The sequence below is a fragment of the Agromyces solani genome (genome assembly GCF_058349925.1).
The window spans coordinates 458,298-473,718 of record NZ_JBYRER010000002.1; the positions used below are offsets into that span (position 1 = coordinate 458,298).

The 15,421-nt window shown below is 71.8% G+C and carries 12 protein-coding genes; all 12 read left to right on the forward strand.

From position 1 onward, the window contains the following. Nucleotides 1-2 precede the first annotated feature (2 nt). The 12 genes from AC3RJ7_RS09880 (at nucleotide 3) to AC3RJ7_RS09935 (ending at nucleotide 15,418) form a co-directional block, all read left to right on the forward strand. Complete coding sequence (locus AC3RJ7_RS09880) at nucleotides 3-1,007, forward strand: ABC transporter permease (RefSeq protein ID WP_491456155.1); 1,005 nt, start codon at nucleotides 3-5, stop codon at nucleotides 1,005-1,007. Next, entirely contained in the window at nucleotides 1,000-2,094 is a 1,095-nt protein-coding gene (locus AC3RJ7_RS09885; RefSeq protein ID WP_491455664.1) for an ABC transporter permease, read from the forward strand. The genes AC3RJ7_RS09880 and AC3RJ7_RS09885 overlap by 8 nt, the downstream gene beginning before the upstream one ends. Beyond that, nucleotides 2,091-2,969 carry an ABC transporter ATP-binding protein gene (locus tag AC3RJ7_RS09890; RefSeq protein ID WP_491455665.1) on the forward strand — a complete coding sequence of 293 codons (879 nt, stop codon included), beginning with the start codon at nucleotides 2,091-2,093 and terminating at the stop codon, nucleotides 2,967-2,969. The genes AC3RJ7_RS09885 and AC3RJ7_RS09890 overlap by 4 nt, the downstream gene beginning before the upstream one ends. Then, nucleotides 2,966-3,814 carry an ABC transporter ATP-binding protein gene (locus tag AC3RJ7_RS09895; protein WP_491455666.1) on the forward strand — a complete coding sequence of 283 codons (849 nt, stop codon included), beginning with the start codon at nucleotides 2,966-2,968 and terminating at the stop codon, nucleotides 3,812-3,814. The genes AC3RJ7_RS09890 and AC3RJ7_RS09895 overlap by 4 nt, the downstream gene beginning before the upstream one ends. A 111-nt stretch (nucleotides 3,815-3,925) precedes the next feature. Then, on the forward strand, nucleotides 3,926-5,083 hold the full coding sequence (locus AC3RJ7_RS09900; protein WP_491455667.1) for an ROK family transcriptional regulator: 1,158 nt from the start codon (nucleotides 3,926-3,928) through the stop codon (nucleotides 5,081-5,083). Between the two features lie 117 nt (nucleotides 5,084-5,200). Further along, the gene (locus tag AC3RJ7_RS09905; RefSeq protein WP_491455668.1) at nucleotides 5,201-6,457 is read left to right on the forward strand and encodes a family 4 glycosyl hydrolase; all 1,257 of its coding nucleotides are present in this window, start codon (nucleotides 5,201-5,203) and stop codon (nucleotides 6,455-6,457) included. Continuing rightward, nucleotides 6,454-7,464 (forward strand): N-acetylglucosamine kinase, encoded by a 1,011-nt coding sequence (locus AC3RJ7_RS09910; RefSeq protein WP_491455669.1) that lies wholly within the window; start codon nucleotides 6,454-6,456, stop codon nucleotides 7,462-7,464. Before AC3RJ7_RS09905 ends, AC3RJ7_RS09910 begins: the two co-directional genes overlap by 4 nt. Before the next feature lie 65 nt (nucleotides 7,465-7,529). After that, a complete protein-coding gene (locus tag AC3RJ7_RS09915; RefSeq protein WP_491455670.1) occupies nucleotides 7,530-7,970 on the forward strand; it encodes a VOC family protein in 441 nt (146 codons plus the stop codon). A 60-nt stretch (nucleotides 7,971-8,030) separates the two neighbouring features. Then, nucleotides 8,031-9,509, forward strand: a complete 1,479-nt coding sequence (locus AC3RJ7_RS09920; RefSeq protein ID WP_491455671.1) for a malate:quinone oxidoreductase — start codon at nucleotides 8,031-8,033, stop codon at nucleotides 9,507-9,509. Between the two features lie 330 nt (nucleotides 9,510-9,839). Beyond that, the gene (locus AC3RJ7_RS09925) at nucleotides 9,840-11,621 is read left to right on the forward strand and encodes an ABC-F family ATP-binding cassette domain-containing protein (RefSeq protein ID WP_491455672.1); all 1,782 of its coding nucleotides are present in this window, start codon (nucleotides 9,840-9,842) and stop codon (nucleotides 11,619-11,621) included. Between the two features lie 120 nt (nucleotides 11,622-11,741). Continuing rightward, the gene (locus AC3RJ7_RS09930) at nucleotides 11,742-13,865 is read left to right on the forward strand and encodes an intein-containing Rv2578c family radical SAM protein (protein ID WP_491455673.1); all 2,124 of its coding nucleotides are present in this window, start codon (nucleotides 11,742-11,744) and stop codon (nucleotides 13,863-13,865) included. Between the two features lie 164 nt (nucleotides 13,866-14,029). Further along, nucleotides 14,030-15,418, forward strand: coding sequence for a sensor histidine kinase (locus AC3RJ7_RS09935; RefSeq protein ID WP_491455674.1), 1,389 nt, complete (start codon nucleotides 14,030-14,032; stop codon nucleotides 15,416-15,418). The last annotated feature ends 3 nt before the right edge of the window (nucleotides 15,419-15,421 follow it).

The following is a 15,421-nucleotide window of genomic DNA, read 5'->3' on the forward strand; positions in this document are numbered from 1 at the left end:
ACCTGATGTTCTACGTCCGTCGGATCGCGTTCTACCTCGTCACCTTCTGGGCCGCGATCTCGTTGAACTTCCTGCTGCCCCGGCTGCTGCCGGGCGACCCCGCCGCGATCATGCTCGGCAAGCTCCGCCGGGCGAACGGCGGCCGTCCTCTCTCCGAGGAGACGGTGGAGGCGATCCGGTCGATCCTCGGCGCGGGGCAGGGGATGTCGCTGTGGGACCAGTACGTCGCGTACTGGGGCCGCCTCCTCCAGGGCGACCTCGGCGTCTCGTCGACCCGTTACCCGGCGTCGGTCGCCGACCTCATCGCGAGCGCGCTGCCCTGGACCGTGATCCTCGTCGGCACCGCGACCGTCATCTCGTTCGTGATCGGCATCGCCGTCGGCGCCTGGGTCGGCTGGAAGCGCGGCACCTGGCTCGACCAGCTCGTGCCCGTCACGACCGTGTTCCAGTCGATCCCGTACTTCTGGCTCGCGCTCGTGCTCGTCGCCGTGTTCTCGGTGCAGCTCGGGCTGCTGCCGATCATCGGCGGGTACGACGTGTTCGAGTTCCCGGCCGGGCCCGAGTGGAGCTGGGCGTTCTTCGCGAGCGCCGTGCAGCACGCCATCCTGCCCGCGGCGACCATCGTGATCTCGTCGGTCGGCGGCTGGCTGCTCGGCATGCGCAACATGATGGTCTCGACGATGTCGGAGGACTACGTCGTCACGGCTGAGGCGAAGGGCCTCAGGTCCCGCCGCATCCGCGGCCGCTACGCGTCGCGCAACGCGATGATCCCGAGCCTCGCGGGCTTCGGCATCGCGCTCGGGTTCGTGGTCGCCGGCTCGATCGTCATGGAGCAGGTCTTCAGCTATCCGGGCATCGGCAAGCTCATGATCCAGGCGGTGCAGGGGCTCGACTACGCGCTCATGCAGGGCGTGTTCCTCGTGATCACGCTCACGGTGCTCGTCGCGAACTTCGCGATGGACCTCATCTACGGCTTCATCGACCCGAGGGCGAGGCACAATGGCTGACCCGCAGACCACCGAACGGCTCACCGACACGCCGACCGAGTCGCCGGCGACGGCCGCGGCCGTCCGTGCCGTGGCGCGCGACCTCGCGGCGCAGGAGGCCTTCGACGCCGGCTCCACGACCGCCGCGGTCGCCGCCGCCCGCGGGCGCCGCCGCGGCAGCTGGGCGCACCTGCTGCCGCGACGCTCGGGCAAGCTCATCATGGGCATCGTGATCGTCGGCGCCATCGTGGCGTTCGGTCTCTTCGGACCGCTCATCGCCCAGCCGCCCCGCGATTCCGACAACCCGGCCCTGCTGCCGCCGAGCCCCGAGCACTGGCTCGGCACGACGAAGCTCGGCTACGACGTGTTCTCGCAGCTCGCGTGGGGCACGCAGGGGTCGCTCTTCATCGGCATCGTCGCGGGCGTCGTCTCGCTCGTGCTCGCGATCGTGTTCGGCGTGCTCGCCGGGTACTTCGGCGGCTGGACCGACGAGATCCTCACCCTCTTCACGAACATCATCCTCGTGATCCCCGGCCTGCCCGTGGCGATGGTGATCGCGGCCTACGTGCAGAGCGCGGAGGGCCTCGGGCCGCTCGCGCGCAGTTCGCTGCTCGTGGCGCTCGTGCTCGGCATCACGAGCTGGGCGGGCGCGGCGGTCGTGTTGCGGGCGCAGTCGAAGTCGCTGCGCACCCGTGAGTACGTCGCGGCCGCGCGCGTGGCCGGCGAGGGCCCGATGCGGGTCATCTTCGTCGAGATCCTGCCCAACCTCGTGCCGCTGCTCGCCGCGCAGTTCATCTTCGGCATCATCTTCGCCGTGCTCGGCGAGGCCGGCCTCTCGTACCTCGGCCTCGGGCCGACGGGGTCGATCACCCTCGGCACGATGCTCAACGACGCGCAGACCGGCCAGGCCGTCGGCAGCGGCGCGTGGTGGTGGTTCGTTCCGCCGGGGGCGATGATCGCCCTGCTCGGCGCCGGGCTCGCGCTCATCAACTTCGCGATCGACGAGGTCGTGAACCCGAAGCTTCGGCTCGCACCGCAGGCGGCCCGCCGTCAGCGCCGCGCCGCGAAGGCCGGACGCGGCGTGCCCGACGCGGGAGCGTTCGCATGAACCGCGCCGAACCCGTGCTGACCGCCCGCGGCGTCTCGATCGAGTACGAGGTCGACCCGCCCGTGAAGGCCGTGCGCAACGCCTCCCTGACGCTGCATCGCGGTGAGATCCTCGGACTCGCGGGCGAGTCGGGGTGCGGCAAGACGACCCTCGCCTACGGGCTGAACCGCCTGCTCAAGGCGCCGGCGCTCATGACCGCCGGCGAGGTCGTGCTGCACGACGTCGACGGTGACCTCGACGTCGTCGGGCTCTCGGGCGAGGGCCTCCGCCGCTTCCGCTGGAGCAAGGTGTCGATGGTCTTCCAGGGGTCGATGAACTCGCTGAATCCCGTCATGACCGTGCGCGCGCAGCTGCACGACGTCTTCACGACGCACCGGCCGGGCATGCGCCGTGCCGAACGCGACGCGCGCAGCGCCGAACTGCTCGAGCTCGTGGGGGTCGACCCGTCGCGGCTGTCGGCGTACCCGCACGAGCTGTCGGGCGGCATGCGCCAGCGCGTCATGATCGCCATGGCGCTCGCCCTCGACCCGCAGGTCATGATCATGGACGAGCCCACGACGGCCCTCGACGTGGTCGTGCAGCGCGGGATCATCCGCGAGATCATGCGGCTGCGCGAGCGGCTCGGGTTCGCCGTGATCTTCATCACGCACGACCTGCCGCTGCTCATCGAGATCAGCGACCGCATCGCCGTGATGCTCGAGGGGGAGATCGTCGAGCAGGGCGAGGCCGCCGAGATCTACCGCGATCCGCAGCATCCCTATACGAAGCGCCTGCTCGCGAGCTTCCCGAGCCTGCGCGGCGAGCGCGGCGACTTCGTGCGCCGCGGCGCGGGCGCGCCCGGCGCACCCGACGCCGTCGCGGGAGGTGCCGCATGACCCGCATCGAAGACCTCGACGGCCCCGAGCGGCTCGAGGCGCGCCATCTCGTGAAGGACTTCCGGCTGCGCCGCGGCGTGACGTTCACGACCCTCAACGCCGTGAAGGACGTCTCGTTCACGCTCGAACCCGGCCGGACGGTCGCGCTCGTCGGCGAGAGCGGCTCGGGCAAGTCGACGATCGCCCGCATGCTCGCGAAGCTCGAGACCCCGACGTCGGGCTCGGTGCTGCTCGACGGCCGGCCGACGACGGGGCGCGGCACGAGCCTCGCGCGGTACCGGCGGCAGGTGCAGATGGTCTTCCAGGACCCGTTCGCCTCGCTGAACCCGTTCCACACGATCCTGCACCACGTCGAGCGGCCGGTGCGGCTGCACCATCCGAGGCTCTCCGCCGACGAGGCTCGCGAGCGGGCGTGCGAGCTCCTCGAGCGGGTCAGGCTCTCGCCGGCCGAGCAGTTCGCCGACCGGCGGCCGCACGAACTCTCGGGCGGGCAGCGGCAGCGGGTCGCGATCGCGCGGGCCCTCGCGCCGGGCGCCCGGTTCATCGTCGCCGACGAACCGGTCTCGATGCTCGACGTCTCGATCCGGCTCGGGGTGCTGAACCTCCTCGCCGACCTCCAGCGCGAATCGCAGCTCGGCGTGCTCTACATCACGCACGACCTCGCGACCGCCCGGCACTTCTCCGACGAGATCCTCGTGATGTATCGCGGCGAGATCGTCGAGCGCGGGCCGTCCGACGACGTCATCCTGCATCCGCGGCACGACTACACGAAGACGCTGCTCGACGCGGCCGCCGATCCCGAACGGCTCGGCGCGCTCCGCGACGAGGTGAGAAACGGGGGGTGATCCATCATTTCGGTAAGAAACCTTGAAGATAGAGTGGGTCGAGCCGGGCCGGATGTCGCGGCCGACGCGACCGTCACGGCCGGCGGGATCGACGGGGGAGGTGCGGCGCCGATGAACCGGATCGATCCGGGCACGCCCACCTGGTTGCGCGCGCACAACGACCGCACCGCCTTCCGGCTCCTCCTCGAGCACGGGCCGCTCACCCGGGCGCAGCTCGGCGAGCTCTCGGGCATGTCGAAGCCGACGGCCGCGCAGATGATCACGCGGCTCGAGCGCGTCGAGCTCATCCACGCGGTGGGCGAGGTCTCGGGCGGCCGGGGGCCGAATGCCGTGAGCTACGGCGTGCGCACCGACCGGCTGACGGGCGTCGCGATCAGCGTGCTCGCCGACACGATCGAGGCGGTCGTCGTCGATGCGGCCGACGTCGCGCATCCCGTCGTCGAGATCCCGACGGCCGCCTCCGGGCGGACGCCCGAGGGCGACGTGGCGGGCGCCATCGATGCGGCGTGCCGCGCCGCGGGCGTCCCCGTCGAGACGGTCGGCATCGTGGCGGTCGGCGTGCAGGCGGCGTTCGACGCCGAGGGCGACGAGCTGTCGTTCACCGACACGCTGCCCGGCTGGCCGCAGCGGGGCTCGCGGGCGCGGCTCGAAGCGGGCCTCGGGCACACCGTCCTCATCGAGAACGACGTGAACCTCGCGGCCATGGCCGAACGCGCCGGCGGAGCGGCGACCGACGTCGCGAGCTTCGTGCTGTTCTGGATGGGCGACGGGCTCGGAGTCGGCATCGACCTCGGCGGCGTGGTGCACCGCGGCGCGACCGGGGGCGCCGGTGAGATCGGGTACCTCGAGGTCTCGCGCGGGGCGGAGGCGATCGCTCCCGAGGCGCACGACCTCACCGACCTGCTCGGCGGCCCTGCGGTCGCCCGCCTGCTCGGCGCAGCGCCCGGCACGAGGCTCGCCGACGCGCTGCCGGGCCTCGCGTCCGATCCGGTCGCGCTCGCCGGCATCGCCGATCGCGCGGTCATCGCGATCGCCCCGCTGCTCGCGGTGATCGACCCCGCCATGGTCGTGCTCGGCGGTCCGACCGCCCGCGAGGGCGGATCGGCGCTCGCCGAACTCGTCGCCGCGCGCATCGACTCGGCCGCCCACCCGCGACTCGTCGTCCGCACGAGCGGCACCGACGACCACCCGGTGCTCCTCGGGGCACGGCAGCTGCTCGTCGACCGCATCCGCGACCGCCTCGAGGACGCGATCACGAGCGCGGCCTGACGCCGCGCCGCATCGACGCACCCGGCCGGCCCCGACGCCGCCCGCTCAGGGAGACACCCGCCGTCCGGCGGTGCTCCGACCGTTCCCGCAATCTCGCTTCCCATGACCGGAGGACCCATGAAACTCGCCATCGTCGGCGGTGGTTCGACCTACACGCCCGAGCTCATCGACGGGTTCGCCCGCCTGCGCGAGACGCTCCCGCTCGAAGAGGTGCGACTCGTCGATCCCGACGAGTCGCGGCTCGCCCTCGTCGCCGGGATGTCGCGGCGCATGCTCGCGCACGCGGGCCACCCCGCCCGGGTCGTCGGCACGACCGACCTCGTCGCGGGTGTCGCCGACGCCGACGCCGTGCTCGTGCAATTGCGGGTCGGCGGGCAGCACGCGCGTCACGCCGACGAGACGTGGCCGCACGAGGTCGGCTGCATCGGCCAGGAGACGACGGGCCCCGGCGGACTCGCGAAGGCGCTGCGCACCGTGCCCGTCGTGCTGCGCATCGCCGAGGCGGTGCGCCGGCATGCGAAGGCCGACGCGTGGATCGTCGACTTCACGAACCCCGTCGGCATCGTCACCCGTGCCCTGCTCGAGGCGGGCCATCGGGCGGTCGGCCTCTGCAACGTCGCGATCGGGTTCCAGCGCCGGTACGCGTCGCTCTACGGGGTCGAACACGACCGGGTGCACCTCGGCCATGTCGGACTCAACCACCTCACGTGGGAGCGCAGCGTCACGATCGACGGCCGTGACCGGCTGCCCGAGCTGCTCGCGGAGCGGCTCGGCGACCTCGCCGACGAGGTGCACCTCGCACCAGGGCTGCTCACCCAGCTCGGGGTCGTGCCCTCGTACTACCTGCGCTATTACTACGCCCACGACGAGGTGCTGCGCGAGCAGCTCGCCGAGCCGACGCGTGCCGAGGCCGTGCAGGCGATCGAGCGGGAACTGCTCGACCTCTACGCCGACGATTCGCAGCATTCCAAGCCCGCCGCGCTCGAGGGCCGGGGCGGCGCGTTCTACTCGGAGGCCGCGATCGAACTCCTCGCCGCCATCCACGGCGGCGCCGACCGGGCGCGCGTGGTGAACCTCCGCAACGACGGCGTGCTGCCGTTCCTGCCCGACGACCACGTCATCGAGGTGCCGGCCGTGTTCCGCGACGGGGGATTCGTCGCGGAACCGGTCGCGCCGCTCGCCGACGACCTCGCGGGACTCGTCTCCGCGGTGGCGGGCTACGAGCGTCTCGCGCTCGACGCGGCGGTGCAGGGCGGACGCGACCGCGTGCTGCGCGCGATGCGAGCGCACCCGCTCGTGCTGCAGCACGATCGTGCCGAGCGGTTGACCGACCTGCTGCTCGCCGAGAACGCGGGCTTCCTGGAGTGGGCGTGAACGGGGCGGGAGCGCCTGCGCCGGTCGTCGTCGCGGTCGACGGGGGCGGCTCGAAGACCGACGTCGTCGCGCTCGAACTCGACGGCACGGTCATCGCGCATCGCCGCGGCTCCGGCTCGAGTCCGCACTTCGAGGGGCTCGACGCCTCGGTCGCAGTCGTCGACTCGCTCGTGCGGGCGGTCGCGGCGGAGCGACCGGTGGCGCACGCGGGCCTCTACCTCTCGGGTCTCGACCTGCCGATCGAGATCGAGCGATACCGGGAGGCCGTCGCGCGGCAGCACTGGGCTGCGGCGTCGCTCGCGGTCGACAACGACCTGTACGCGCTGCTGCGCGCCGGCACCGACGAACCCGATGCCGTCGCGATCGTGTGCGGCACGGGCGTGAACGCGATCGGGCTCCGCGCCGACGGTGCCGAGGTGCGGTTCCCGTCGCTCGGCCCGCTGTCGGGGGACTGGGGCGGCGGGTCCGGCCTCGGCGAGGCGGCACTGTGGCACGCCGCCCGCGCGGTCGACGGGCGCGGCCCGTCGACCGCGCTCGTCGGCGAGATCGAACGGCGCCTCGGCGTCGGCTCGGTCGGCGAGCTGATCGAGGGCCTGCACTTCGGCGACCGGGATGCCTCGGAGCTGATCGCCCTCGCCCCCGCGGTGTTCGAGGCGGCGCGGGCCGGTGACGCCGTCGCGACCGGGCTCGTCGACCGCCAGGCGACGGAACTCGCGGACTTCGCACGGGCATGCCTCACGCGCCTCGGGCTGCTCGATCGCGAAGTGCCGGTCGTGCTCGGCGGCGGCATCGCCCGGTCGGGCGACGAACGCCTGCTCCGTGGCATCCGCTCGGATCTCGCGGCGGTCGCACCGCTCGCCCGCGTGAGCGTCGTCGACGAGGCGCCCATCGTCGGGGCGGCGCTGCTCGCCCTCGCCTCGGCGGGCGCCGACGGCGCCGCGCTCGTGCGAGCGCGGTCGGCGGTCGCGGCCGTCACCGCCGCCGAGGCGGCGCTGCTCGACGCCTGACCCGGAGGGGCCTCGGGCGACGGACGGCACGTGACGTCGTCGGCGCCGGGGCGTACGCTCGCCCCATGAACATCCCGCAGCGCTTCTCACTCGTCACGCTCGGCGTCGCCGACGTCGAGGCGGCGACCGCCTTCTACCACCGGCTCGGCTGGCACGAGGCCCGCTCCTCGGTGCCCGGTGAGATCACGTTCTTCGCGACGCCGGGCGGAGTCGTCGCGCTGTGGGAGACGGCCGAACTCGCGAAGGACGCGGCCCTGCCGACGTTCCACGCGAATGCGCCGGGTTTCCGCGCCGTCGCGCTCGCGATCAACCTCGGCTCCCGCGAGGAGGTCGACGACGCGGTCGGCGACTGGGTGCTCGCGGGCGGCTCGATCTCGAAGGCCGCCAGCGCGACCGAGTGGGGCGGGTACAGCGGGTACGTCGCCGATCCCGACGGCAACCTGTGGGAGCTCGCCCACAACCCCGGCTGGCCGCTCGACGAGCGGGGGCTGCCGCAGCTCGGCTGACGGCGCAGCGTAGCGTAGCGCGGTCAAGGGCACCCTCCGCGCCCATCTAGACTGGAATCCGTGAATTCAGAGGAAACCGTCGACGTCGTGCTGATCGGCGGGGGCATCATGAGCGCGACGCTCGGCTCCCTGATCTCCCAGCTGCAGCCCGATTGGACGATCCGCCTCTACGAGCGCCTCGGCGAGGTGGCGCAGGAATCCTCGAACGCGTGGAACAACGCCGGCACGGGTCACGCCGCCCTCTGCGAGCTCAACTACATGCCCGAGAACCCCGACGGCTCGGTGAGTGCGGCGAAGGCCGTCTCGATCAACGAGCAGTTCCAGATCAGCCGCCAGTACTGGGCCTATCTCGTCGCGCAGGGCGCGCTGCCCGAGCCGCACAACTTCATCAACTCGACGCCGCACATGACCTTCGTGCGCGGTGCGGCGAACATCGAGTACCTGCGCAAGCGGGTCGCGGCCCTGAAGGACCAGCCGCTCTTCCCCGACCTCGAGTACACCGAAGACCTCGAGCGCATCGCCGAGTGGACCCCGCTGCTCGCGAAGAAGCGCAACCCGAAGGCGCGCGTCGCCGCGACCCGCATCGAGGCGGGCACCGACGTCGACTTCGGCGCGCTCACGAAGTACCTCATGGAGGACATGGAGCGGCGCGGCGCGTCGATCCAGACGAACCACCAGGTCACCTGGCTCAAGCGCCAGAAGGACGGCACCTGGAAGCTGCGGCTGCGCCACACCGTCGGCAACACCCCGAAGACCGTGCGCGCGCGCTTCGTGTTCGTCGGTGCCGGCGGCGGTGCGCTCGCCCTCCTGCAGCACTCGGGCATCCCCGAGATCAAGGGCTTCGGCGGGTTCCCGATCTCGGGCCAGTTCCTGCGCACGACCGACCCGAAGATCGTCGCCCAGCACCAGGCCAAGGTCTACGGCAAGGCCGCCGTGGGCGCCCCGCCGATGTCGGTGCCGCACCTCGACACCCGCGTCGTCGACGGTGAGACGGCGCTGCTCTTCGGCCCGTACGCGGGCTTCACGCCGAAGTTCCTCAAGACGAGCACATGGTTCGACCTGCCGTTCTCGATCCGCCTCCACAACCTGTGGCCGATGATCCAGGTGGGCCTCAAGAACTTCGACCTCGTCAAGTACCTCGTCGGCGAGCTCATGGCGAACCGCGAGAAGAAGATGAAGGCACTGCGCGAGTTCATGCCGACGGCCAAGACCGGCGACTGGGAGCTCATCACCGCCGGCCAGCGCGTGCAGGTCATGAAGAAGGACGGCAAGAAGGGCGGCGTGCTGCAGTTCGGCACCGAGGTCATCACGGGCGCCGACGGCACGATCGCCGGCCTCCTCGGCGCCTCGCCGGGCGCCTCGACGGCCGCGCCGATCATGCTCGACCTGCTCGGCCGCTGCTTCCCCGACCGCGTCGCCGAGTGGGAGCCGAAGCTCCGCGAGATGATCCCGAGCTACGGCACGCGGCTCTCCGACGACCCGGCCGCCGCCGAGGCATCGCTGAAGGCGACCGCGGAGGTGCTGGGCCTCACGGCCTGATCACCCTGCCCTTGCATTCGGGAACGACCGTCTGGTAGCGGTCGTTCCCGCTATGAAGTGAGTACATCCCACCGTCCCGCGCCTGAGGCGCCGTAGACAACGGGTGTGCTCGTGAGGTTGACGAACCTCCACCGATCGCGACGGCGCTGTGCGCACCCATCTCGGCAATGCCCGGCGGGATTCCACTCTCCGCCTCCGAACGGTCGCCGCGACCGCGGCCGGCACGCGGGGCGACGCGCGAGCGTCGCCCGTCGCCGGTGCACCGGGCGAACCGCCTGTCGCCGCCAGAGCGACGACCGTTCGGGGGCTTCCCGCGAAGGGCGGTCTCCCATGCCGGTACAACTTTCCTCCTCCAACCATCTCCGGGCCGACGGACTCTCGGTCTCCTATCCCGATCGGCGGATCTTCACCGATCTCGGCTTCTCCGTGGCACCCGGACAGCGGGTCGGCCTCATCGGCGAGAACGGGGCGGGCAAGTCCACGCTCCTGCGGCTTCTCGCGGGCGGCACGGATGCCTCGTCCGTCGCGCTTCCCGACGAGGCATCCGTCTCGGGCCGGCTGACGCGGCCGCGCCGCACGGGCCTCCTCGAACAGGAGGTTCCGTTCGCCCCCGACGAGCGCGTCGGGCTCGTGCTCGAGGCGGCCCTCAGCGAGGTCCGTGCGATCGAGCGCGAACTCGACGACGCGGCCGCCGCGCTCGGCGCCGACGACGCCGATTCGGCGTCGGCGCGGTACTCGGCGGCCCTCGACGCGGCCGAGCGGGCCGAGGTCTGGTCGGCCGAGTCGCGTCGCGACGAGTTGCTCGAGGGGCTCGGCGTCGCCGGGCTCTCCCTCGACCGGCGCATCGACGAGCTCTCGGGCGGCCAGCGCTCGCGGTTCGCCCTCGCGGCGCTGCTGCTCTCCGCGCCCGAGGGGCTGCTGCTCGACGAGCCCACGAACCACCTCGACGACGACGCGGCCGACTTCCTCGAGTCGCGGCTTCGCGCGTGGCGGGGGCCCGTGTTGTTCGCGAGCCACGACCGCGCCTTCCTCGACCGGGTCGCGACGGGCCTGATCGACCTCGACCCGGGCCGGCAGGGCGCGATCGCTGCGGCGCACGCGGCCGCCGAGGGCGGCGGGCGAGACGGCGTCGGCCGTCGCAACGTCAACCGCGGCGACGTGCTGAGCGCGTCGGGCGGCACGGTCTTCGGAGGCGGATTCAGCGAGTTCCTCGCGGTCAAGGCCGATGAGCGCACGCGCTGGCAGCACCAGTACGACGACGAGCAGGAGGAGCTGAAGCGCCTGCGCGCCGCCGTCGCCGAGACGGCGCGCAACGTCGCCTACGGGCGGGCCGCCACCGACAACGACAAGTACATCCGGCACTTCAAGGGCGAGAACGTCGCCCGCACCGTGTCGCGCCGGGTGCGCAACGCCGAGCAACGCCTCGAGGTGCTCGAGCGCGAACAGCTGCCGAAGCCGCCGGCACCGCTGGCGTTCGCCGGGATCCCGACGGGGTCGCACGCGCTCGACGACGAGGCCGGCTCGCTCGTGCAGGTCGGCGAGGTGGTGGTCGAGGGGCGCCTGCGCATCGACGAGCTGAACCTCGCGCCGCTCGCGCGCCTGCTCGTCACCGGTGCGAACGGCGCGGGCAAATCGACCCTGCTCGCTGTGCTCGCGGGCGAGCTCGCCCCCGACCGCGGCACGCTGCGGCGCCGCAAGGGTCTGCGCGTGCAGCTGCTCGAGCAGGACGTGCGCTTCGCCGACCCATCGGCGACCCCCCGCGCCCTGTACGAGCGGGTGCTCGGCGAGCGGCGGGCCGAACAGGTGCCGCTCGCGAGCCTGGGGCTCATCGCCCTGCGCGACCTCGATCGGCCGGTGGGGGCGCTCTCGGTCGGACAGCAGCGACGGCTCGCGCTCGCGCTCGTGATCGCGCGGCCGCCGCACGTGTTCCTGCTCGACGAGCCGACGAACCACCTCTCGCTCGCACTCGCGACCGACCTCGAGGAGGCACTCGGCGGCTACCCCGGAGCGGTGGTGATCGCGAGCCACGACCGCTGGCTGCGCCGGCGGTGGACGGGGGAGCGGCTCGAGTTGCACGCGGGTGCTGCCGTTGCGGCGCCCGTGGTGAGCTGACGGGGGTGGATGCCTCGGGTCCGAGTCGCGGCCCCGAGGCATCCACCGCGCTCGTGCCCGGGCGCGGAGCTTTTCGGACACGCGCTTGGCTTTCACTCGAAGATATGTTCGAATGTACGGGTGAGATGGAGCGGGCAGGAGCTGGGTGTCGACCAGGTCGACGCGCTGCCCGGCCTCGCGCGGCTCAACAACCTCGTGCGCTCGGTGCAGACGCCCGAGTTCGCGGGCATCACGTTCCACGAGGTCCTCGCCAAGTCGGCATTGAACCGGGTGCCGGGCCAGTCGATGATGCCCTTCGGCTGGACCATCAATCCGTACCGGGGCTGCAGCCACGCCTGCGTCTACTGCCTGGATCCGTTGACCGCCATCACTATGGCCGACGGGCGTACCAAACCGCTGGCCGAGATCGAGATCGGCGACGAAGTGATGGGCACCATGCAGGTCGGTGCCTCTCGGCGGTATGTGCCGACGACCGTGCTGGCGAGATGGGCGACGCGCAAGCCTGCGTACCGAGTGCGTCTCGCCGACGGCACCACGTTGGTGGCGAGTGCTGATCACCGTTTCCTGACCGATCGCGGATGGAAATACGTCACCGGGGCGATGGCCGGCGGCGAGCGTCGACCGTATCTCACCGAGAACAACCGACTCATCGGATTCGGGGCCCGTACAGCGAAACCGATTCCATCGACGATGTCCGACGACTACCGGCGCGGGTATCTGACGGGAATGATTCGTGGCGACGGCATAATGATCCGACGGCGCTATCCGCGAACACGTGGGGGCTCATACGTCGCTCACCACTTTCGTCTGGCACTCGCCGACGACGAGGCACTGACGCGTTCCCGTGCGTACCTCGCTCATTTCGGGGTGCGGACGTCGACGTTCCAGTTCGCACCCTCGACCGCGAACCGTCGAGCGATGTCTGCGATCCGAACCTCGAAGTCGGCGGACTACGATGCCATCTGCGCGCTGATCGATTGGCCCGACGGTCCGAGCGCTGAGTGGCATGCAGGGTACCTCGGCGGCATTTTCGACGCCGAAGGCTCATGTTCTCGAGGCGTGCTTCGTGTGAGCAACTCGAACGAGCGGATCCTCGCTGCGGTCGAAGCGGCCCTCTCGATGTTCGATGTCCCGCACGTGCGAGAGCGGCCGAGCGCGAACGGTGTCTCGAACGTCCGCGTTCGAGGTGGGCTCGTCGCACGCAACACCTTCTTCGCAGTCAGCCAACCGGCGATCAGTCGGAAGATCGCATTCGCGGGAGCGACGGTGAAGACGCTCGTCGATCTTCGGGTCGTATCCGTCGAACCTCTCGGCACCGAACTCGAGATGCTCGACATCACGACCTCGACCGGAGACTTCATCGCGAACGGCGTGGTGAGCCACAATTGCTTCGCTCGCCCGACGCACAGCTACCTCGACCTCGACGCGGGCGACGACTTCGATCGGCAGATCATCGTCAAGGTCAACGTCGCCGAAGTGCTGCGGCGAGAACTCGCCCGGCCGTCCTGGCGGCACGAGTCGGTCGCGCTCGGCACCAACACCGATCCGTACCAGCGGGCCGAGGGGCGGTACGAGCTCATGCCCGGCATCGTCGACGAGCTCACCGCGAGCGGCACGCCCTTCAGCATCCTGACGAAGGGCACGCTGCTGCGGCGCGACCTGCCGAAGATCGCGGCGGCCGCCGAGCACGTGCCGGTCGACCTCGCGATGTCGATCGCGATCTACGACCCCGAGCTGCAGCAGTCGATCGAACCGGGCACGCCCTCGACGCGGGCGCGGCTCGCCACCGTCACCGCCGTGCGCGAGGCGGGGCTCGACTGCGCGGTCTTCCTCATGCCGATCCTGCCGTATCTCACCGACACGCGCGCCCACCTCGACGAGGCGCTCCGACAGGCGAAGGCCGCCGGCGCCACGAGCGTGCTGTACGCGGCGCTGCACCTGCGCGGGGCCGTGAAACCGTGGTTCATGCAGTGGCTCGAGCGCACCCACCCCGAGCTCGTGCCGAGGTACCGGTCCATGTACTACGGCAACAACGCCTACGCACCGAAGGAGTACCGGCGCTGGCTCGGGCAGCGCATGCAACCCCTCATCCGCGCGCACGGCCTGGCTCGCGGCATCGAAGACCCGGTCACCGGCGGCGTGCGTTCGTCGGCGTTGCGCGGCGAGCGCGGGGTGGCGCGACGCGCGGGCGGTGAGCTTCCCCTCGAGATCGCCGCGCCGAGCGACCCGGCGATGCTGTTCTGAGGGGCAGCGGAATCTCGGACGTCCTGACTGCTCGATGGCCGTGGATCTGCTCGTTCACGCTCGCCGGCACCCGCAGATGCGCGGAAGCGCGCAGAACTGGGATAATTCGCTGAGCCCGATCCAGATGGCGCGGTCGGGCCGCAGTCGCGAGTGGAGGTTCACCGATGAGCCTGGGGTTGCCCGGACACCTCGCGCGCGACAGCCTGAGCCGAGCACTCGCCTTCGCGGGCCATTGTGCGGCGTTCGCCTGCCTCGGCGTGTCGATCGCGGTCGGCGTCATCATCGCGACCGTCGGCGACGCGCCCGGCGGATGGACCGGCGCGGCGCTCGCCGCCGTCATGGCCCTCGCCCTCGGGGCCGTGGCCCGGTTCCCGACGGTGACGCTGACCGTGCTGGCACTCGTCGTCGGCACCGGGGCGATCATCGCCCTCACCGTGCTCATCATGCGACCCGGCGGCTTCGAGTCGACGAACAACGCGCTGCTCGCGCTGCCGCGCATCGCACTGCTGCTCGTCGGCGGAGCGGGCACCGGATCGCTCATCGCGGTCGTGTGGGCATCGCTCGGTTACGCGCTCGGCGAGGCGGCGATGTTCCTCGGCGTCGCGCTCATCGGCGGCGTCTACGCCCCGAACATGGCGGCTGCGGCGGCGTTCGGCATCCTCGTCGTCGTGCGCGTCTTCGACGGCCTCTCCCGACGCTCCGACGCCCGCCAGGCGACGGGGCTGCACCGCGCGAGCCAGCAGACGCGCGAACTCGCCATCCGCCACGACTACGAGCTCCGCGCGACCGCGCGGCTCCACGACACCGCGCTCAGCCATCTCATCGCGATCGCCGCGGCGGGTTCCGGCGCCGTCGACGAGCGGCTCCGCGCCGGGATCCGGCAGGACCTCGGCCTCATCGTGGGCCGCGACTGGGCGATCGATCATGCGGCGCACTCGACCGCTCCCGGCGGCGCATCGGCCGGGCGGGGCCCGAGCGCGAACGGCCGGCCGGCGCAGCCTGCGGCGTCCGTCGCGGGCGCGACGGCGACCCCGTCGGCCGTCGACGACCCCGTCTCGTCGTGGGGCCGCGGACGCAAGCGGGGCGGGGCACGACGGTCCACGGTGGCAGGCGACGGGGCGGGAGCGGCCGCGACCGCGGTCGCCGGCCGTGCGACCGAGGAGGGGGCGCCCACGCTCACGCAGGCGTTCACCGCGGCCGAGCACGCCGGTCTGGCCGTCCGCGTGACCGGCGACGTGGGCGTGCTGCGGGTGCTCGGCCCGGCGCGGGCCGAGGCGCTCGACGCCGCCGTCGCCCAATGCCTCATCAACGTCGCGCGCCACGCCGGCGTCGGCGAGGCCGAGCTCGCCCTCGGGCTCGGCGGCGGAGAGGTGACGGTCGCCGTCATGGACAGCGGCGTCGGATTCGACGAATCGGCCGTGCCCGAAGACCGCATCGGCCTGCGCACCTCGATCCGCGCACGCATCGAGCAGCAGGACGGCACGGTGCGGTTGTGGTCGACGAAGGGCATCGGCACGACCATCGTGCTCACGGTTCCCGAGGGGGGTGCGTGAGCC